The 18,882-nt window shown below is 39.8% G+C and carries 15 protein-coding genes; 8 read left to right on the top strand and 7 right to left on the bottom strand.

Going from position 1 to position 18,882, the window contains the following annotated elements; genetic code table 11:
- Positions 1–22: 22 nt before the first annotated feature.
- The 3 genes from NYP69_RS04725 (at position 23) to NYP69_RS04715 (ending at position 3,113) form a co-directional block, all read left to right on the top strand.
- Positions 23–1,468 carry an aggregation-promoting factor C-terminal-like domain-containing protein gene (locus tag NYP69_RS04725; RefSeq protein WP_472781621.1) on the top strand — a complete coding sequence of 482 codons (1,446 nt, stop codon included), beginning with the start codon at positions 23–25 and terminating at the stop codon, positions 1,466–1,468.
- 3 nt (positions 1,469–1,471) lie between these two features.
- Complete coding sequence (rsmA, locus tag NYP69_RS04720) at positions 1,472–2,362, top strand: 16S rRNA (adenine(1518)-N(6)/adenine(1519)-N(6))-dimethyltransferase RsmA (RefSeq protein WP_473412990.1); 891 nt, start codon at positions 1,472–1,474, stop codon at positions 2,360–2,362.
- Positions 2,363–2,489: 127 nt separating this feature from the next.
- Positions 2,490–3,113 carry a LytR C-terminal domain-containing protein gene (locus NYP69_RS04715; RefSeq protein ID WP_016832410.1) on the top strand — a complete coding sequence of 208 codons (624 nt, stop codon included), beginning with the start codon at positions 2,490–2,492 and terminating at the stop codon, positions 3,111–3,113.
- 52 nt (positions 3,114–3,165) lie between these two features.
- On the opposite strand, the gene NYP69_RS04710 is transcribed toward NYP69_RS04715, so the two are convergent.
- Positions 3,166–4,632, bottom strand: coding sequence for a CCA tRNA nucleotidyltransferase (locus tag NYP69_RS04710; protein WP_174191201.1), 1,467 nt, complete (start codon positions 4,630–4,632; stop codon positions 3,166–3,168).
- Positions 4,633–4,674: 42 nt separating this feature from the next.
- On the opposite strand from NYP69_RS04710, the gene NYP69_RS04705 reads away from it, so the two are divergent.
- The 5 genes from NYP69_RS04705 to trxB all read left to right on the top strand — a co-directional run bounded on the left by NYP69_RS04705 (position 4,675) and on the right by trxB (position 13,370).
- Positions 4,675–5,439 carry an NUDIX hydrolase gene (locus NYP69_RS04705; protein ID WP_004131150.1) on the top strand — a complete coding sequence of 255 codons (765 nt, stop codon included), beginning with the start codon at positions 4,675–4,677 and terminating at the stop codon, positions 5,437–5,439.
- Positions 5,402–7,759 carry a DUF6049 family protein gene (locus NYP69_RS04700; RefSeq protein WP_346284378.1) on the top strand — a complete coding sequence of 786 codons (2,358 nt, stop codon included), beginning with the start codon at positions 5,402–5,404 and terminating at the stop codon, positions 7,757–7,759. The genes NYP69_RS04705 and NYP69_RS04700 overlap by 38 nt, the downstream gene beginning before the upstream one ends.
- Positions 7,756–9,573, top strand: coding sequence for a murein biosynthesis integral membrane protein MurJ (murJ, locus tag NYP69_RS04695; RefSeq protein ID WP_473412989.1), 1,818 nt, complete (start codon positions 7,756–7,758; stop codon positions 9,571–9,573). The genes NYP69_RS04700 and murJ overlap by 4 nt, the downstream gene beginning before the upstream one ends.
- 211 nt (positions 9,574–9,784) lie before the next feature.
- On the top strand, positions 9,785–12,379 hold the full coding sequence (locus NYP69_RS04690) for a protein kinase family protein (protein ID WP_473412987.1): 2,595 nt from the start codon (positions 9,785–9,787) through the stop codon (positions 12,377–12,379).
- A gap of 37 nt (positions 12,380–12,416) precedes the next feature.
- Positions 12,417–13,370 carry a thioredoxin-disulfide reductase gene (gene trxB / locus NYP69_RS04685; RefSeq protein WP_473412986.1) on the top strand — a complete coding sequence of 318 codons (954 nt, stop codon included), beginning with the start codon at positions 12,417–12,419 and terminating at the stop codon, positions 13,368–13,370.
- 65 nt (positions 13,371–13,435) lie between these two features.
- Here trxB and NYP69_RS04680 read toward each other — a convergent pair whose 3' ends face one another.
- From NYP69_RS04680 to yidD, 6 genes are all read right to left on the bottom strand, one after another.
- On the bottom strand, positions 13,436–14,800 hold the full coding sequence (locus tag NYP69_RS04680) for a ParB/RepB/Spo0J family partition protein (RefSeq protein WP_101889480.1): 1,365 nt from the start codon (positions 14,798–14,800) through the stop codon (positions 13,436–13,438).
- 2 nt (positions 14,801–14,802) lie between these two features.
- Positions 14,803–15,750 (bottom strand): ParA family protein, encoded by a 948-nt coding sequence (locus NYP69_RS04675; RefSeq protein ID WP_004131167.1) that lies wholly within the window; start codon positions 15,748–15,750, stop codon positions 14,803–14,805.
- Between the two features lie 267 nt (positions 15,751–16,017).
- Complete coding sequence (gene rsmG, locus NYP69_RS04670) at positions 16,018–16,725, bottom strand: 16S rRNA (guanine(527)-N(7))-methyltransferase RsmG (protein ID WP_004131168.1); 708 nt, start codon at positions 16,723–16,725, stop codon at positions 16,018–16,020.
- A 95-nt stretch (positions 16,726–16,820) separates the two neighbouring features.
- Complete coding sequence (locus NYP69_RS04665) at positions 16,821–17,399, bottom strand: Jag family protein (protein WP_004131169.1); 579 nt, start codon at positions 17,397–17,399, stop codon at positions 16,821–16,823.
- A gap of 140 nt (positions 17,400–17,539) precedes the next feature.
- Complete coding sequence (gene yidC, locus NYP69_RS04660) at positions 17,540–18,550, bottom strand: membrane protein insertase YidC (protein WP_473410667.1); 1,011 nt, start codon at positions 18,548–18,550, stop codon at positions 17,540–17,542.
- Entirely contained in the window at positions 18,550–18,870 is a 321-nt protein-coding gene (gene yidD, locus NYP69_RS04655; RefSeq protein ID WP_004131171.1) for a membrane protein insertion efficiency factor YidD, read from the bottom strand. Before yidD ends, yidC begins: the two co-directional genes overlap by 1 nt.
- Between the last annotated feature and the right edge of the window lie 12 nt (positions 18,871–18,882).

Below are 18,882 nucleotides of genomic sequence, written 5' to 3'. Positions count from 1 at the left end.
TTTGCATTGAAAGTGAGGTTGAATGGCACGCAGATGGACGCCTCAGCGGTTTGTAATAATGAGAAGACTACGCGTTTTTATATGCGTTCTAGCTCTTGTTATTTCTAGCACTGGGATTTTTGCACTTTCTGCGCGTAAATCTATTGCTTTAATCATAAATGGCAAAACTAAAGTAGTAACAACTTATGCATCTACTACACAAAGACTTCTACAAGAACAAAAAGTACCAGTTAAAACACACGACCAAGTTATTAGTACTTCGGGAGACGTACTAGCAGATCGCGCAACTGTTACCGTTAGAAGCGCTTATCAAACATCCATTACAGTAGACGGTGTAACAATACCATTTTGGACTGTTGCAACAAGCATTGACCAATTAATCGGATTCTTCCAAGCAAACGCAGATCATGCTGCAAAAATAACTGTTAATTTGCAAAACATTTATAACAAGCTTACTGGTGGACTTTCTATAAACAAAAAAGGACCAGTCACAGTTATTTGCGATAACAAAACAAGAGTTGTTCCAGACGGAACACTGCCAGCAAGCTCCATTCTTGATTCTTTAGGAATAGTCTTAGGAAAAGAAGACCAAGTAACTGTTAGCGAAGAAAACGGAAAAACATTGCTTCGCATTCTTAGAGTAACGCATGGAAAAGAATCTAGAAACGTTGTTATTCCATTTAGCACTGTAAACATAATCGACCCAAGTCTTGCAATAGGAGCTAGTGTTATTAAACAAGCTGGCGTAAATGGCGAGCGCATAGATTTGTATAACGTGACTTATGTGGATGGCAAAGCTCAAAGTGCAACGCTAATAAAGCAGTCAATTGTTAAGCCGTCGATTGATCAAATTGTTGCAATTGGCGCAAAGTCTACTCCTAGAACACAAAACGAGTCTAAGCCAAGCAAACGAATCAATAAACAAGAAGAAAACAAGAAACCAAATAATCAAACTCAATCGCAAAAAACAAACACGAATCAACAAAATACTCAAAACCAGAGCACACAACAGGGCGCGCAAAATCAAAACATTCAACAAAATAATAACAACAATCAGCAAAATTCTAAGCAAACTGCTGAAACTTCACAAGCTATAAAACAAACACCTGCCCCAACACCAACTCCCGCACCCGCAGATAACCCAAATGGCATGGTTCACGCAACGCCCGAACAAGCAAAACTTTACGCTCAAGCAGCATGCGCACAACTTGGTTGGACTGGCGCAATGTGGGAAGATCTTGTTAAATTGTGGACAAAAGAATCGAATTGGCGTTGGAACGCAGAAAATAAAAGCTCTGGCGCGTACGGAATTCCGCAATCACTTCCAGCAGATAAAATGGCGAGCGCGGGAGCAAACTGGCACGAAGACGCGTCAATACAAATAACGTGGGGCCTTAGTTACATTAGAAGTAAATACGGAAATCCTAGCGAAGCATGGAAGCATTCACAAGAAGTTGGATGGTATTAAAGTTTGGATGGTATTAAATTGACGAAAGATAATATTGAAAATCAACAAGGCCGTCTTCTTGGAGCAGTAGATATTCGCGCAATCGCAGCACAAGAGGGCATTACACCTACAAAAAAGTTTGGTCAAAATTTTGTTATTGACCCAGGAACAGTTAAAAAAATCGTTGCTGCGTCAAAAATTAATTCAAACGATTTTGTTATGGAAGTAGGCCCTGGTCTTGGCTCGCTTACACTTGCGATTCTTCAAGCGGGCGCAAATCTTACTGCTGTAGAAATAGATCCGCATCTTGCTAAGCGTTTGCCAAGAACCGTTGAAGAATTTATGCCTAATGCTTTAGAACGGTTTAATGTGATTCTTAAAGACGCGTTAGAGGTAAACGCTCAAGACGTTCCCGATTTAGCAAAAGCGGCGCACTTTACGCTTGTTGCAAATCTTCCATACAACGTTGCAACACCGATTATTCTTACTCTTTTAGAAAAATTCGATAATCTTACAAGCTTTCTTGTAATGGTTCAAAAAGAAGTTGCAGATCGCTTATGCGCGCAGCCTGGCAATAAAACGTATGGCACTCCAAGCGTAAAGTTGGCGTGGTACGGTACTGCTCAAAAAGCTGGTTTGATTGGCAGAAACGTATTTTGGCCTGCTCCAAACGTTGACTCCGCGCTAGTGTACTTTAAGAGAAACAATAATCCAAAAGGCAGCGAGCAAGAAAAAGAAAAAGTGTTTAAGATTATTGATGCAGCATTCCAGCAGAGAAGAAAAACGCTAAACGCAGCACTAAAAGGCATTGTTCCTAAAGAAGCCTACGAACTTTCTAAGATTGATTCAACAAGACGAGGCGAAACTTTAACTTGCGACGAATTTTTAGCTCTGTCTAAAGCTTTTAACAGTTAAAATACGCTTATAAACGCCGTCATGCATAGTAAGTAAAATAGCTAACACTTATGCATACGCATATGCACGCACAACGCGCACAATACAGGTACACAATACAAGCACACAGTACAGATCGGAAGTTAGCATGACGCAGTTTTACGACGAGCGACTAGCCCGAAGAGAGTTCATGTATCAAAGAAAACGATTTGTGCTATCGTCTGTTGCAATCGGAGTTGCAATTGCCTTTGTTCTAGCTCTTATTGTGCAATCTCATCTTTTTGGAATCGCTGCTCCTAGAACTCCAGAAGTAGACCCAAATTACGGCGTTCAAGCGCCTTGTGCTATAAAAAACAAAGACGAAAATAAAGCATCTTATATAGATAATCGTGCTGTTTCTATACGCGTTCTAAATGGAACAAAATTCCGCGGATTCGCGCGAGCAGTCGGGGAAGGCCTTAGAAATCGCGGTTTTAACTTAATCGAAGTTGGAAATAGCGAAACACGCGTTAAGCGCACAACAATCTATTTTGGAAAACAGTCGATTAACGAAGCTTATACACTAGTTGCCAATTTTAAGGACGCTATTTTGCGCATGGACGACCGTCAAGATAAGCTTATTGACGTTGTTTTAGGAACCACTTTTAGCAATCTTCGTCCTAAAACCGACGTTCCTGCTGCTGGAGCTACGATTAACGAGATTAGAGGCTGCGCAGCGTATAACACAATTAAGAATCTTCCAAAAGCTGCAAACCACAAGCCTATTCAGTAGTATTCTAGCTTGTATAGACGCTTATATAGACGCTTTGCGTGATTCGCTTTATTCAGCTTTGACTTTCGTACCATTTTTTAAGCTCTTCAACAGCAACACTGTGCTCTACAGGACCATTATCTAGTCTGTATTCCAACATGTGCTTGTATGCCTTCCCAACAATCGGGCCAGGCTCTAGGCCAAGAAGATTCATGATTTCATTGCCATCCAAGTCTGGACGAATTGCGTTAAAATCTTCCTGCTTTTTTAATTCGCGTACGCGATCTTCCATCTCGTCCATAGCATGCTCAAACATAAGCGACTTGCGCCTGTTTTGTGTAGTAGCGTCTGCGCGAGTTAAGCGATTTAGCCGCTCGTACAAGTGGCCAGAATCCTTAACATACCTTCTAACTGCAGAATCCGTCCAAGGCTCATCTACGTAGCCATGGAATCGCAAATGCAAATTCACAAGCTCGCTTACATCGTCAATAATATGATGGTCAAAATGCAAAGCTTTCATGCGTTTTCGAGTCATTTTAGCTCCAACAATATCGTGATGATGGAAGCTAACTTTTCCGCCGTCTTCAAACTTTCTAGTACGCGGCTTGCCAATATCGTGCAAAAGAGCCGCAAGTCGCAAAGTCAAATCAGGCCCAGGAACAGCACCTTCGTCATCTGTTTCAAGCGCTATTGCGCGCTCAAGAACCATCATTGTGTGCTCGAAAACATCCTTATGCCTGTGATGCTCATCAATTTCTAAGCGCAAAGCAGGAATTTCTGGCAAAACCCTATCTGCAATACCAGAATCAACCATTGCTTCAATTCCAGCGCGCGGATTTGCCGAAAGAAGCATCTTTGTTATTTCGTCACGAACGCGCTCCGCAGAAACAATATCTAATCTAGAAACCATGCTCAAAATGGCCTCAGCCGTGCTTGCTTCAATAGTGAAACCAAGTTGAGCAACAAAGCGAACAGCACGCATCATTCTTAAAGGATCGTCGTCAAAAGATTGACGTGGGTCTACCGGAGTTCGCAAAATACCTTTAGATAAGTCGCTTGCTCCGCCAAATGGATCCACAAATTCTAGACTTGGCACGCGCAAAGCCATTGCGTTTACAGTAAAATCGCGTCTAGAAAGATCACCTTCCAAAGTATCGCCATATTTTACTTCTGGCTTTCTGGAATCTGGATTATAAGCATCGCATCTGTAAGTTGTTATCTCTACTTTTACTTCGGTTCCGTCTTTTCTGCGCTTCAAAGCTCCAAGCGTGCCAAACTTTCGACCCATGTCCCAAAAACCGTCATGACCCCAAGACCTAAGAAGTGGCTCAAACTCTTCTGGCTTAGCAGATGTGCAAAAGTCAAGATCGTGCGAAACTCTATGCAAAAGCATGTCTCGCACAGGGCCGCCAACAAGCGCCAACTCGTAATTGTGATCGGCAAATAATTTACCCAACTCTATGGCTTCTGGCCAAACTTCAAAGTTCACAGACACGCTTAAAAACACCCTTTCAGCAAAAATCAAACTACATTCCAGCATACCGTTACCCCAATGCACAGCGGATTGAGTAAGGTGGAGTGTATGGTTACTCCGAAAGACTTAAGACGCATGCTCGCCAGAGCCTCGGATAATCATACCCAAAACACTCCAAGCATTCGAGTCACTCCTCTTGATGTTGCTAGAATGAAAAGCAAAATTCATCCACAACAGGCCGAAGAAGAGGAGTCGATTTTTGTTGATATTTCGGGCTTTTCAGGCAGCTACACTGTTGAAAACATTCATGTTAATATAACGGAATCCAGGCAGCAAATATCTTCTATTAATGCCCCTTCTCCTGCATTAATGCCTCAAAGAAGAGTTAATGACGGCCCTAAAACTTTTGCTTCTCTAGACGCACAGGATTTGCCTATTGTTCGAGAATATTCCGCTGGAGGATTAGTTTTTGACTCTCTTGGGCGTGTCGCGGTTATAGCACGGCATTCGCGAAGTGGACACATGGAATGGTGCTTGCCAAAAGGCCATATTGAAAAAGGCGAAACACCGCAACAAACAGCAGTTAGAGAGATTCGCGAAGAAACGGGTATTCTTGGCGAAGTTGTTGATTCAATTGCAACTATCGACTACTGGTTTACTGGAACAAGCCAGCGTGTGCATAAACTTGTTCACCACTTTGCGCTTAAGTATGTTAGCGGCGAATTATCTGTTCTGGGAGACCCAGATCACGAAGCAGAAGACGCGATTTGGGTTGATTTTAAGAACCTTAACGACATTTTAAGCTACCCAAACGAACGAAAAATAGCATGGATGTATGCTAAAAAGGCGAATAGGCGGCAAAACCGTGATTAACGTTACTAACGTGATTAATGTGATTGATTTTTCAAAAAACCAGTTGCGTAAGTCGCAAAAAAACGCGTTTTTAAGACTTTGCGTAACCACAGTTCTAATGGCACTCTTGCTTGCGACTTTCCCATTTTTCTTCGCACCAAAAGTCGCGTATGCTAATCAGTCTTCCTTAAGCTCCTACTCTTTGTATAACACAAAATTCAAAGGAATCTCGCTAAAAATCGTAAAGTCAACTTCGATTCTTACAGATAAAAGCGGATACCACATTAATCTTCTGCTTAAAAATAACAGTTCTAAAGATTTTCCAGAAGGCAAAATTCAAGTCACTTTTAACCCTTGGTACACTTTTATGTCTAGAACCGACTTGCAAAAATGGAGCCAAGCCGAGTCTAGGATTCCAACGCCTCAACTAATAGGCGAAGTTAGTGTTCCAGCGCTTGCAAGCGGAAAATCCTATAGTGCGCAAATTGACGTTGATGCAAACAGTCAAAATCTTTCAAACATTATTTATTGGGGTCCAAAACCTGTTTCAATAACGTATTCTTCTTTAGATTTTAAGCATTATTATTCTGTTAAATCGTTTGTAACTCGAGCAAATATTGGCATTAAAAACGTTCAAACTCCGCCAATTAATGTGACTTTACTAATGCCAATAATCGCAAAATCTTCCGATTGGCGTTTTAACATTAGCAAGCACAATATTTCTCCTTCTATTAGCGCCATTAGTGAATCGCAAGAAGATTTAGCAGGTTCTACAGCAGGTTCTACAGCAGGTTCCACAACAAGTTCTGCAACTAACAGAAAAATCAGACTTAGTAAAAGCAGTATTAAGCGCATTACTTCTTTGATAAATCTTGTTCAAAAGCATCCAAAGTTGCAAACAATAGCAGACCCAAACACTCTTAAATTTAGTGAACCAACATTTACGCCTTCCGTATTTATGCAAAATAACGGTTTTAACATAAGCAGGTATGCGGAATCTGAAAATCGTGTTTCTTATAAACTAGCTGGAATTGGTTTAGATTCTTGGAGTAAAAAATCATCTATATTAGAAAATTCAACAACAAAGCCGCTAAATCTTGATTCCTACGCTTTTCAAACAGGCGAAAAATGGACTCTACGCGCACTAGAGAAGGCTGCCGCAAACGGATACAAAACAGTAGTGGCCACTAGCGGATTCGACCCTCTAGCAAACCGTTTTGCCGTAAAAAATGGTGTTTACGAGGTTCAAACATCTTCGGGAAGCGTAAAAGTGCTTTCTTGCCAAGAAACGCTTAACGAATTAATAAATGGACATTTTACGAGCGCTCAATCGGCAGCAGAAACTACTAGCGCAGGACTTCTAAACAGACTTGCAGCACAAAGCGCCTTCTACCAGATGGAACAGCCTTATATGCCTAGGCATTTGCTACTAACGTTTAGCCCAGATTCTTCTATACCTTTAATCGAATCAGTTGTAAGCATTCTAGAAAAATCGCCTTGGATTAGTCTTCTAGATATAAATTCTTTAACACACTCAAAAGCGATTACTAAAGAGCACCTTGGATATAGCCCAGTTCCTAAGGCGAGTGCAATCGAAGGAAAATCATTAATCGCAAGCAAATCTAAGATTAGCCAATTAGCTTCCGATAGAATGCTAGTAAACCAATTTATAAACAGCATTCTTGATCAAAATGAGCTTAATAACCATAAAACATGCGAGTCAGATGCTCAGTCTCTTGCAAAACAAAACGCAAAGTTAAAAATTAATCAAAACAGCAAAATCTGGAGCGAAAATCTTATTAAACTTTTTGACGCAATGGCTCAAAGAGAGCTAGATAATACGTTAAATAGCGCTAGCCAATCAAACAGTAGCGCTAGCGAATCGCAGATACAAACCAAAAATGGCACTCACGATTTGGCTAAAATGCTCATTTCTGGAATCAATATTATTCCTCCAAAAGACGTTACTCTTGTAAGCGAAACAGCAACCATGCCGATTACAATCAGCAACACAAACCCATACCCGATTAGCGTATATTTAACTGCGTATACCAATTCTATGGAAATAGTAACTAGAAGAAAAACACCAGTTAAAATCGCAGCAAATAGCGAATCCCAGGTGATTTTGCCACTTAGATCTACAACATCTAGCAAAGTTAAAGCCACTTTTGCTCTAGAAGATAGAAACCACAACGTTTTTAGTAGCACTAAAGAGACGGCAATCACAAGCACGCTGCAAATCAGCGATAAAAGCGGTACGATTATTATAATATTTGCTTTTGCACTTGGAGCTTTTGGGCTTTTCAGGCAGTTTAATCGTAAAAAGGATCCAGACGAATGAATTCAGTAGGCCGCAACTCGATTATAATGGCAAGCGGCACGGCTGCTTCCAGAATAACTGGCCAGATTAGAACAATTTTGCTCGCCGCAGCCCTTGGCACAACTGGTTTGGCAGCAAATGCTTACCAGGCTGGGTCTATGATTCCTCAGCTTATTTATACGCTTGTTTCTGGCGGAATTTTCAACGCTGTTCTTGTTCCACAAATCGTTAAGACTCTAGAAAAACAAGATGCAAAAAATAGGCTAAATAAGCTAATAACATTTGCTATTATTCTGCTTTTAGGCGTAACCGCTTTAATGGCGATTGCCACACCTGTTTTAACATGGCTTTACGTTGGATCAAACCCAGCAATGATTGCACTTACAAACGCTTTTACGCTATGGTGTATGCCTCAAATATTCTTCTACGGCCTTTATACCGTACTCGGCCAAGTTCTGGCTGCTAAAGGCAAATTTGCAATGTATGCTTGGAGCTCGGTTGCTGCAAACATTGTTAGTTGCACGGGATTTGGCGTGTTTATTGCGATTTTTGGAAAGGCAAGTAGACAGCCTGCGCATTTTTGGAACAACACTACAATGCTTTTAACTGCAGGCTTTTGGACTTTAGGCGTTGCAGCTCAAGCACTTGTTTTGTTTATTCCTCTTAAAAAAATCGGATTAAAGTATAAGCCAAGTTTTGGCATTAGTGGCATTGGCTTGCGCTCTATGGGACCTGTTGCAGCTTGGAGTTTTGCAATAGTGGCTGTTAGTCAGCTTTCTACAATGGCTACAACTCACATAACAACAAGCGCACCTTCTATAGCCGAAGAAACATTGGGATTAAGCCAATTTGATGTTGCAGGAAACGCCACTTTTCAAAACGCATACACAATGTTTATTCTGCCATATTCGCTTATAGCTGTATCGGTTGCAACCGCTGTTTTTCCAAAGATCTCCAAGTCGATTGCACAACACGATTTATCTACAGTTCGCGCAGATTTAAGCTCCTGCATTAGAAGCGTTAGCATTTTAATGTGCTTCTTTAGCGTTGCTTTTATTGTTATTCCAATGCCTATCTCTTTGGCTCTTTTGCCTTCAATTAGCATAAAAGAAGCATACTTAATGGCGGATCCGCTTATGATGCTTTCGATTGGCTTGCCACTATCTAGCGCCTATTTGATTATTCAACGCACATTCTACGCTTTTGAAGACGGAAAGCATCCATTTATGTTTTGTGCAGCGCAACTTTGCGTAGAGCTTGTTATTGTGTTTTCTTGCATAAAGTTCCTTCCACCAAACTACTGGGTTAGCGCTTTAGCAGCAGCTGCATCATTTAGCTACATTCTTACTTTCCCTGCGCTTGTTAAAATGATTAGGTCTCGTTTTAACAATAATTTAGACGATAAGCAGCTTATTGTTACTCACATAAAGGTGATTGCGGCTTCGATTGTTTCTATTGTTGTTGGAATTTTGACTAGAGAATTTATTTACAAGTGGATTTCTTTAGATTCACCAAAGCTTCGTGGTGTTAATCGATGGTTGCTTGCGATTTTTGTTTGCGCAATTATAACTATTATTCTTGTAATCGTTTACGTATCTACTCTTTTGCTTTTAAGAACAAGCGAATTGGCGATTATTATTAATCCAATTCTTAAAAAAATCGGCGTAAAATGGTCGTTCTTGCTAAATCTTGAGCGTGCAAATGCTGTTAAAAGTAATGTAAAAAGTAATGCCAAAAACAGCAGCGAAAACAGCAGCGAAAGCAGCAGCAACAATGGCAACAAAAATAATTCGTCTCGCGTTGTTCGTTCAAAAATAGGCAAAAACAGTGCATAATGTGCAATAAAAGGCCACAATAGTCAACAATAAATCGTCGCAATAAAAGTCGATAAAAATAAATCAACACAGTGAGCAATAATTAAATCAAAATAATTAAACAACAATAATTGCAAAATAAGGAGCGTTTTACTAAATTCTGCAATTACAATAATTGATGGGATTTATTATTTACGCATATTCATTACTCATGTAGGAAGCCGGGGAGTAGATGAAACCTCAGTTGGGAGATATTATACTTAATCGCTATGCTCTAATATCACCTTTGCGAGAAGAAGCAGGCGTTCAAGTATGGAAAGCTAGCGACCGCATACTTGCTAGAGATTGCCAGCTCTTTATTGTGCGCGACCGTAGATTCCTTCCCGAAGTAAACACAATATCTTCTACTCTTGCACTATCTAGAATCCGCAAATTTACGCCAGTTCTAAAAATTCATAACATAGATGATGTTGCTATTATTATAACTGAGTTGGATTCTGGAATAACTGTAGACGACTACATAAAATCACATAGCTCTACACTTAGCTACGAAGCTATACGCTCTATTGTTGCCGAAGCAGCAAATGCACTTAGCAAACTTCTTGCATCTGGAATAACTCATTATGCTATTTCAACAAACACAGTAAGAATCACAAATAATGGAGTAGAGCTAGCTTGCGCGCCAATAAGCCCTCTACTAAAAGACGTTACTGTTGAATATTCAAAGCAAGATTCGCAAAAAAACAAACAAGATAAGCCGAATACTAAAAATAAGCAAGACGCGCAGGATTCGCAAAACGAAAGCGAAAATCAAGACAAAAGCGAAGAACAGTCTAACAACTTGCCACAAAGTGTAGAAAACATTGCAACACATCAGCTTTCTGCACTTTTATATGCTCTTCTTACGCGTACAGGATACACGCAAAATAACACAGTTTTTAACGTTTCTAGACTTGCAGACGGCGTTCCTGGCGAATTTGTTATGATTTGCAAAAGAGGCCTTTCTTCTGCTAAGGATTCAAGCATTATTCCAATGGCATCTATTGGGGAGCTTCTGGCACTTTTAGGCACATATACTCCTGTTAAAAAGCTTAGCGAAAAAGATATTATTCTTAACAATAATGCAAGCGAATCTTCTATTCAAAAAGCACTACTTTTACCTTGCAAAGACGAAGATCTTATTGATTTTCCAGAAGGATTATCTAAGAACGAAGATTTGCTTGAAAACCAATTATCAAGTCAAGAATCTATTGGTATTTTAGATTCAAGTGATTTATCAATAAAAAATGAAGACGAAAAGCCTAACAAGTTTGGCAAAAACGCTAAAAATACTGGTCTTAAAAATGCAAGCAAAACCATTGGTGCATTGAGCGCTTTGCTAAAAAGAAATGGTGATAATTCTGAGAAAAAACTTGATTCTTTACCAGAGTCCGATTCAACTGGAACAGACTACGACTTCCACGATATTGCTGCAGCAGAAATGGCGAATATTTTAGCTCCAACTGAGCTAGACGCCGATGATTCAATTTTCCACAATTTGTCTTCAACATACACAAGTTTCCCTGGCTATTCAACCGATAAATCGCAAGCAAGCGAAGAGAATAAGGTTGGCGAAAATAAAAATAATAAAAATAACGAGAATAGCAAGAATACAAACATTGGCAATGATTCTACAAACGACTCGTACGCAAAAGAAAATGGCAATAAAAGCGCGTTAAACGCTTTAGACTCGCTAACTTCTGGAAACGATTATTCACAAAAAGATGACTTATCTTCGCCACTAATGCCTAGAAGATTCGACTTTGAAGACCTTCTAAGCAGTAACACAAGGCACACGGAGTTGCTTTCTAAGCCGCAAATCTTGCCATTAGAAGCCGAATCAACAGGAAGAGTGCCTGTTGTAGACAGCAATGGGCGTTTTGTTGCTCCTGGCGAAGAATCCGCTAGAGCGTTGCGAGAAGAGGAGCTAGAAAACGAGGAATATGGCGATTATAGCAGCCAAAATACTGGATTATTGTCTCACTCATCCATGCCTCCTAGCTTCCAGCCTAACGAGCATCAAGACGACTTAAAAGCAAAGAAATCTTCTGGTCAAAACAATGTAGATATTGCGGATGCTAAGATTTTTGGAGGACTTTCTACAAAAGTCTTAGCTATTGGCGTTGTTGCATTGCTGGTAGTTGTTGTTTTTGCAATATCTTTGCATAGTCTTTTTAACTCTCACGAAGCGCCATCAAACTTTGCAAAATCTAATTCTTGGGATTCGCAAAGTGTTGAAAATGTGCCTTTTGGAAGCCAAGGTGTTCTTTCGGAAGATAAAAGCGATTCGTCTAAAGAAAAGCAACCAAATAAGAACAATACGAGTAAGTCTGACGAAAAGAAGGCTGGCGAAAAGAATAAGAGCAATAAGGATAATAAAAGCCTTAAAAACAAGCATAAGAAACAAAATAGACGCAAGAAAGTAAAGCAAGTACCAAAGCCTAAAATGCCTACTAACAACACGCCTTACCCTATAGATATTCAGCAATTCTTGGAAGATACGGGCAATCAACGCGGCTACGGCTATTACATGCACTTAACTCAGCCTCAAGAAGCATACAGATTTGTTGTTTCGATTCGTTCTTCGGGCGGGCATGGATATTTGATTGCAAATTCCAAGAACGATCCTAGCGCTGGAGAAAAAGTTGCAGACTTTACTTTTGACGCTAGCGGAGTAACAGATGTAAAGTTCAAAAAGCCTATAACAGCGCAAGACTTTATCTTGTGGGTTCCACAAGGGTCTATACCAATGAATGTGCTATACATAAACTACGTTAGAATTTACTAAAAAATATTAAAACTGTTAGAAATATTAGGAATATTTTATGAAAACTGTACAAAAAAACGTAATTATTATTGGCTCTGGTCCTGCTGGGTACACTTCTGCTTTGTATTTAGCGCGCGCCGGCTACAGCCCTCTAGTTATTGCTGGAGCGCTAACACCTGGCGGGCAGCTTATGAACACTACCGAAGTGGAAAATTATCCAGGATTTGCAGACGGCATTTTAGGCCCAGACCTAATGGAAGCAATGCAAAAACAGGCAGAAAAATTCGGAGCACAAATCTTGCTTAACGATGTTATTTCTGTAGATTTTAATGGCGATTTAAAAGCGGTTACAACAGATGATGGTGTAACTTATACATCTAAGGCTGTAATCGTTTCTACGGGCTCACAAGTGCGCAAATTAGGTGTTCCAGGAGAGCAGGAGTACTCGGGCCGCGGTGTTTCTTATTGTGCAACTTGTGACGGATTCTTCTTTAGGGAAAAGCCTATTGTTGTTGTAGGCGGCGGTGATTCTGCTTTCGAAGAAGCGCTTTTCTTAACTCGTTTTGGCTCTTGCGTAACGCTTATTCATAGGCGTGATTCATTCCGCGCATCTAAGATTATGGTTGACCGCGCGCGCAAAAACAGCAAAATCAATTTTGTTTTAGATTCTGTTGTTTGCTCTGTAAACGGCGTGGATGGAGATGCACAATCTGTAACTGTTAAGAATATTAAAACCGGCGAGACTCAAAATATTGAGGCAAGCGGCATTTTTGTTGCTATTGGACACTCCCCATCTACAAGTTTCTTAGATGGTGCTTTAGATCTTAATGAAGACGGTACTATTGCTGTGCAAGGAGCATCTACTAAAACTTCAGTTCCTGGCGTTTTTGCTGCTGGCGATGTTGTAGATAGCGTATATAGGCAAGCAATATCTGCTGCTGGCATGGGCTGCCGCGCGGCCCTTGATGCACAAGCCTATTTGAACGATTTAACTGATTTGAACGAACAATAATTTTTTGTTCCACGTGAAACAATAACCCCCAATAGTTGTATTAACAGCTTATTGGGGGTTTATTATTAATCTTTTTTATCTACTAAAATATTGACTATTCGATGCAGTTCTTCTGGAGAAGAAAATACTATTTCGATTCTTCCGTGATTTTCACTTCCCTTAATGGCCACTTTTGTGGAGAATCTATCTTCAAGCTGCTTTCTAATTGGAGAAGACACCCACTTGTTGTTTCTTTTAACTCTAGTTCTTCTAGAAGAATCGTCTCCATTGTCTACTTTAATCGAAACAATTTCTTCCGTACTGCGAACCGATAAACCTTCTGCAATAATGCGCTTTGCAAGAGCTTCCATTTCTTCTGTAGAAGCTAATGCAAGAAGAGCACGAGCGTGACCTGCAGAAAGCACTCCCGACGCAATATGCTTTTGCACACTGGCTGGCAAATTCAAAAGTCGCAAGGTGTTTGCGATTTGCGGACGAGACTTAGAAACGGACTTAGAAAGCTGAATTTGCGTAAGTCCAAAATCATCAATCATTTGAGCATAAGCTGCAGCTTCTTCTAGCGGATTTAATGCAACTCTGTGCAAATTCTCCAAAAGCGCATCCCTAAGCATGTTTTCATCCGAAGTGGTTCTAACAATCGCTGGAATCTTTTTAAGACCTGCTAATTGCGTTGCTCTCCACCTTCGCTCGCCCATTATTAACTCATAATGAGCATTGTGTAAATCATCTTTACTTACATCCTTAATTTTTCGCACAACAATCGGCTGCAAAACTCCAACCTCTTTGATTGAAGCAGATAATTCTTGAAGTTCTTCTTCATCAAAAATTGTACGTGGCTGATGAGCATTAGGAATAATATCACTTGGATCTAAATACTCTAAATACCCACCTTCAATAGGCTTTAGCTCTTGCGTTTGGCTTGTTTGTTTATCTTGCGATATTTTTTCTACAACTTTATTTTTATCATTATCTTCGTTCTTTTGCTTTGAAGAAACAAATGACTTAGAAGCAGAATCACCAAAGAAAAAGTCAATTGGCCTTGTAACGTCATCAATTGACGGCATAGAAGTTCGCTTTGCCGAATGCTTGTTTTTGCTAGCGATTGACGGCACTGTTTCACGTGAAACGGAAGTATTTTCCCCCAATTTTTGGCTTAAATGCGGGGAAATTGCGTTATCTACACTTGGTACTTTAGTAGATATCTTAGCGAAGATTTTGGTTTCACGTGAAACATTTTTTTGCGTATTTTTATCTACGATTTTACTGTCTGTTTCACGTGAAACAGTGCTCGAAGTGTCATTACTCTCTAATGTTTCATGTGAAACATCTTCAATCTTTTTGTTAGCAAACTCATCTAAACTATCTTCTCCAGGAAGTGCAGGGAATAATGCTCCCAATCCTTTCCCCAAACGCGATTTACTTGCACTCATCACTAATTACCCTCTCTTTTTGAATCAATAACAGACAAAATTACATCAGACTTATTAGCTATCTCAAATGCAGCTTCTCTATAAGACACAGCACCTGTTCCATGCGGATCGTAGGTTATAACACTTTGATTAAAACTTGGCGCTTCTGGAATCTTAACAGTTCGCGGAATAGTGGTATTAAGAACAATATTTGGATAATGATTTTTAACTTCTTGAAAAACTTCCCTACCAAGAAGAGTTCGCTTATCAAACATTGTTACAAGCATTGTAGAAACAACAAGCGCAGGATTATAGTGCTTTTGAACCAAACCAATTGTTCTAATCAACTGACCCAATCCTTCGAGCGCATAGTATTCTGCTTGAATCGGAATTAGCATCTCGTGCACAGCACACATTGCATTAATTACTAAAAGACCAAGAGAAGGTGGGCAATCAATAAAAACGTAATCGTAATGTTCGCTGCTAGAGCTTAAAAACTCATCAATTGCATTCTTAAGAAGATTATTCCTATCTTCCATTTGAGCAACTTCTAATTCAGCACCACTTAACTCGATCGAAGCTGGAACAACATCTAGCCCTGCAATATCTGGGCACTCTTGTTTAACATCAGCAATGGTCTTTCTTCCTTCAATAACATCATAAATAGAAGGATCTGCGGAAGAATGTGGTATATTCATTGCCGTAGAAGCATTACCTTGCGGATCCATATCAATTAATAAAACTTTCGAGCCGCCAACAGCCATTGCTGCCGACAAATTCACAGCGGAACTGGTTTTTCCAACTCCGCCTTTTTGATTCGCAACCGCAATAAAACGTGTAGTCTTCGGCTTAGGGAACACAACGCCATCAATGGCGTGAAAGCGACTGGTTATATCTGCCAACTCACTGCCCAAGGAAGATCCAGAATCCCCAAAAATACGTTTAATTGTATCTTCTGCTGATTCCACCATTCACACCACCCGCCCACCTATGGGAAATTACCAAACTTAACCAATTTAACCGTAGTATTTTCAAGTTTCCTTTCTTCTATGGACATAAAACACCATAAAAATTGCAGAAAATACTACAAAAATATTATAAAAACACACAGTTTCACGTGAAACATATAACATTTTTATTCAGTTTCACGTGAAACATTCAATGAAAGTTAACGCAACAAAATAATTGCGCATAAAAGTACAGAACTAAATCACAAAACTTAAATCAGCCTTTATAAATCAGCCTTTATCAATTATTACAACACTTGTTGATTGAAGGCCTTTAGCAACAGGGGCATCAACTACTCTAGGATTTAACCCTTTTACTTTTTTAATCATCTTTTCAGCTTTATCAATCTCCGCTTGTGCAGACTTTCCTTTTAACGCGATTAGTTGGCCATTCTTGCCTAATAGTGGAATGGTCCATCCAGCCAATTTTGTCATAGGTGCAACAGCTCTACATGTAACTACGTCAAAGGCTGGAATTTCGTGAGACTTAACTTTAGCAATAACTTCGTCTGATCTTCCATGAAAAACTGTAACATTTTTTAGGCTCATAACCTCTACGCATTCTTTTAACCAAAGAACTCGTCTTTCCATTGGCTCAATTAATGTTACTTTGCAATCAGGCAAACACGCAGCTACAACAATTCCTGGAAAACCTCCGCCACTTCCAACGTCTGCAATAGATTTCTTACTTGACTTTTCAACTGCTTTTTTAACAAATGGAACAACCGCAGCAGAATTTAGAATATGCCTTTCCCAAAGAATATTCATATCTCTAGGACCAACAAGGCCGCGAACTAATCCCTCTTTCTTAAGTTTCACGTGAAACATCTTGCATTTATCAAGAGCATTGCCCAAAACTTCACTCAACAAAGGGGAGTTGTCTAATTCATCTACATTGTTTTCATCTACATTGTTTTGTAAATTGTCAGCCTGTTCCATATCTAAAATCTTTTCCGCAAATCAGCCCCTCAAACAAAAAGTAACACAATAAAACATTTTTGTTCTATTGTGTTACTTTTTATTTAAGCTAATTGCTACTCTGTATATTCTTCGTCCAACTCTACGTCTACATCATCCATGTCTACATCCACATCTTCATCTAAATCATCGTCTTCAATGGCGCTTGCAGGCATATAAACAGTAACGTAGCGGTGTGGTTCTTCTCCATGAGACCTAGACCTTAAGCCTTCTTCTCTAACTGTATCGTGAATAACTTTACGCTCAAACGAATTCATTGGCTTCAAATCAACAGAATCGCCAGTTTCGCGAACTTCATCAACAGCATCCAACGCAATATCTCGCAAATGTTGACGCTTACGCTTAAGGAACCCATCAACGTCTACAATTAAGTGCGATCTTTCACCAGTTTTTTGCTGAATAGCTAGACGGCTCAATTGTTGCAAAGCATCAACAACCTCTCCATCTCTACCAATCAAATGCTTAATATCTGAATCGTCGTCTGCAACAATTTGAATCATTGGTCTATTGTTGCGAACTCCCATTTCAATATCACCTTCGTAATCAGCAATATCTAAAAGTCCTTCTAAGTAATCGGCAGCTATATCAGCTTCCTCATTGAGCTGGTCAATGCTCCTGGTCTCGTCTTGTGCCATTTACATACTCCTTAATTTCAATAAATGTCAAGAATCACAATTCTGTGTACAGTTTAACTGAAGATAAATCCAAATTTATAAATTATTTTAATAATTTTAATAAATCTAATAAATAAATTCACATTTACCTTGTTTTTACATTATTTACTTGTTTTTCGCTTGCGATTAGGCTGCTTACGTTGGAACCCTTCGGATTCTCTGCGCTTAGCTTCTTCTCGAGCCTGTTGAAGCTTTTCTTCTTCAATAGAAGGCAAACCTTCGCGCTTTCGGCGCTCGGATTCTTTTTTGTAATCGCGCTTTTCTTTTTCCTCTGCTGCAGGAGATCCTGGGGTTGGGAAGGCATACACCTGCCAAATAGAGCGAAGCATATTAATAATGTTGTTTACAAGCCAATAAACAAGCATTGCAAATGGAAGAGCAAATGCAGAGAAAACATAGATTAATGGGAATCCCCACATCATAAGTTTTTGCATTGTGTACTGGGAACCCTGCTTCGATTCTGGCGGAAGATTCTTACGAATATTGTTAAATTGCATGTACCACATTGCAGCACACATCAATATAACAAAGATTACAATAACAACTTTTCCGCCTGCTTGAACCGTCATAAACGTGTCGGAAACACCAACACCAAACACATGCGTTTTAACGAATTGCTGTGCTGTAGTAACATCAAAAGCACCCAAAGAAGCATGCTTTCCACGAGCAATGAACGGAATCACAGAAAGCGTATACCAAATACTCATAAATGCTGGGCCTTGAATCATCATTGGCAGGCAGCTTCCAGCAGGATTTGCGTTATTCTCCTGATACAGCTTCATCATTTCTCGCTGCATGGCTTCTTTGCTAGCAGAATCGTTTTTACCCTTATACTTTTGCTGAATTTTCTTCATTTTAGGAGCGATCGCTTGCATATTGCGCATACCTTTAATGCTTTTTATAAAGGCAGGGAATATGCACGCGTGCACAACAAGCACAAGAAAGACGATTGAAAGAACCCAGGAGAATCCAATTTCATTCATTCCAATAAGAACAAATAGCTTGTGGAAAAGCGCCATTACTTGAGTCATAAGCCACTCAACTGGCGTAAGGATTTTATAGAACCATCCCCAAATTCCATTATCAAGTAAAAAGTGGTCTTGATTAAACATTAGTTTTCCTTGTCTTGATCAGCCAAGGGAGTTAACCGTGGCTCTTCATGCGCTTTGGACCAAGCGCAACGATAAAAAATTGAATATTTGCGTGGTACATCGTCAATACTGCAGCTGGTCCATGGTCTACAGCGCAATAGTCGCAAAGCAGCTAGGATACCGCCCTTAAACGCTCCATAGCGGCTAATTGCTTCAATAGCGTATCTTGAGCAAGTTGGGTAGTATCGGCAGCAAGCTGGTCTATTAGCAGAAATCGCGCGTTGATACCAGCGAATCGCTTTTATAATCAAATTCGCTACAACACTTTTTCTGCTATTCATAGCTGTATCACT

It is taken from the genome of Gardnerella sp. c17Ua_118 (assembly GCF_055804255.1).
The sequence above is the reverse complement of the archived record's forward strand: the minus strand, read 5'-3'. Positions and strand labels throughout refer to the sequence as shown.

Excerpts from the sequence above, each read along its gene's own strand:
- NYP69_RS04665 (WP_004131169.1), bottom strand. The coding sequence starts at position 17,399 with ATGGCACAAGACGAGACCAGGAGCATTGACCAGCTCAATGAGGAAGCT.
- NYP69_RS04715 (WP_016832410.1), top strand. The coding sequence starts at position 2,490 with ATGACGCAGTTTTACGACGAGCGACTAGCCCGAAGAGAGTTCATGTAT.
- NYP69_RS04725 (WP_472781621.1), top strand. The coding sequence starts at position 23 with ATGGCACGCAGATGGACGCCTCAGCGGTTTGTAATAATGAGAAGACTA.
- NYP69_RS04690 (WP_473412987.1), top strand. The coding sequence starts at position 9,785 with ATGAAACCTCAGTTGGGAGATATTATACTTAATCGCTATGCTCTAATA.
- NYP69_RS04710 (WP_174191201.1), bottom strand. The coding sequence starts at position 4,632 with ATGCTGGAATGTAGTTTGATTTTTGCTGAAAGGGTGTTTTTAAGCGTG.
- NYP69_RS04675 (WP_004131167.1), bottom strand. The coding sequence starts at position 15,750 with ATGGTGGAATCAGCAGAAGATACAATTAAACGTATTTTTGGGGATTCT.
- NYP69_RS04705 (WP_004131150.1), top strand. The coding sequence starts at position 4,675 with ATGGTTACTCCGAAAGACTTAAGACGCATGCTCGCCAGAGCCTCGGAT.
- yidC (WP_473410667.1), bottom strand. The coding sequence starts at position 18,550 with ATGTTTAATCAAGACCACTTTTTACTTGATAATGGAATTTGGGGATGG.
- NYP69_RS04680 (WP_101889480.1), bottom strand. The coding sequence starts at position 14,800 with ATGAGTGCAAGTAAATCGCGTTTGGGGAAAGGATTGGGAGCATTATTC.
- rsmG (WP_004131168.1), bottom strand. The coding sequence starts at position 16,725 with ATGGAACAGGCTGACAATTTACAAAACAATGTAGATGAAAACAATGTA.
- yidD (WP_004131171.1), bottom strand. The coding sequence starts at position 18,870 with ATGAATAGCAGAAAAAGTGTTGTAGCGAATTTGATTATAAAAGCGATT.
- NYP69_RS04700 (WP_346284378.1), top strand. The coding sequence starts at position 5,402 with ATGCTAAAAAGGCGAATAGGCGGCAAAACCGTGATTAACGTTACTAAC.
- murJ (WP_473412989.1), top strand. The coding sequence starts at position 7,756 with ATGAATTCAGTAGGCCGCAACTCGATTATAATGGCAAGCGGCACGGCT.
- trxB (WP_473412986.1), top strand. The coding sequence starts at position 12,417 with ATGAAAACTGTACAAAAAAACGTAATTATTATTGGCTCTGGTCCTGCT.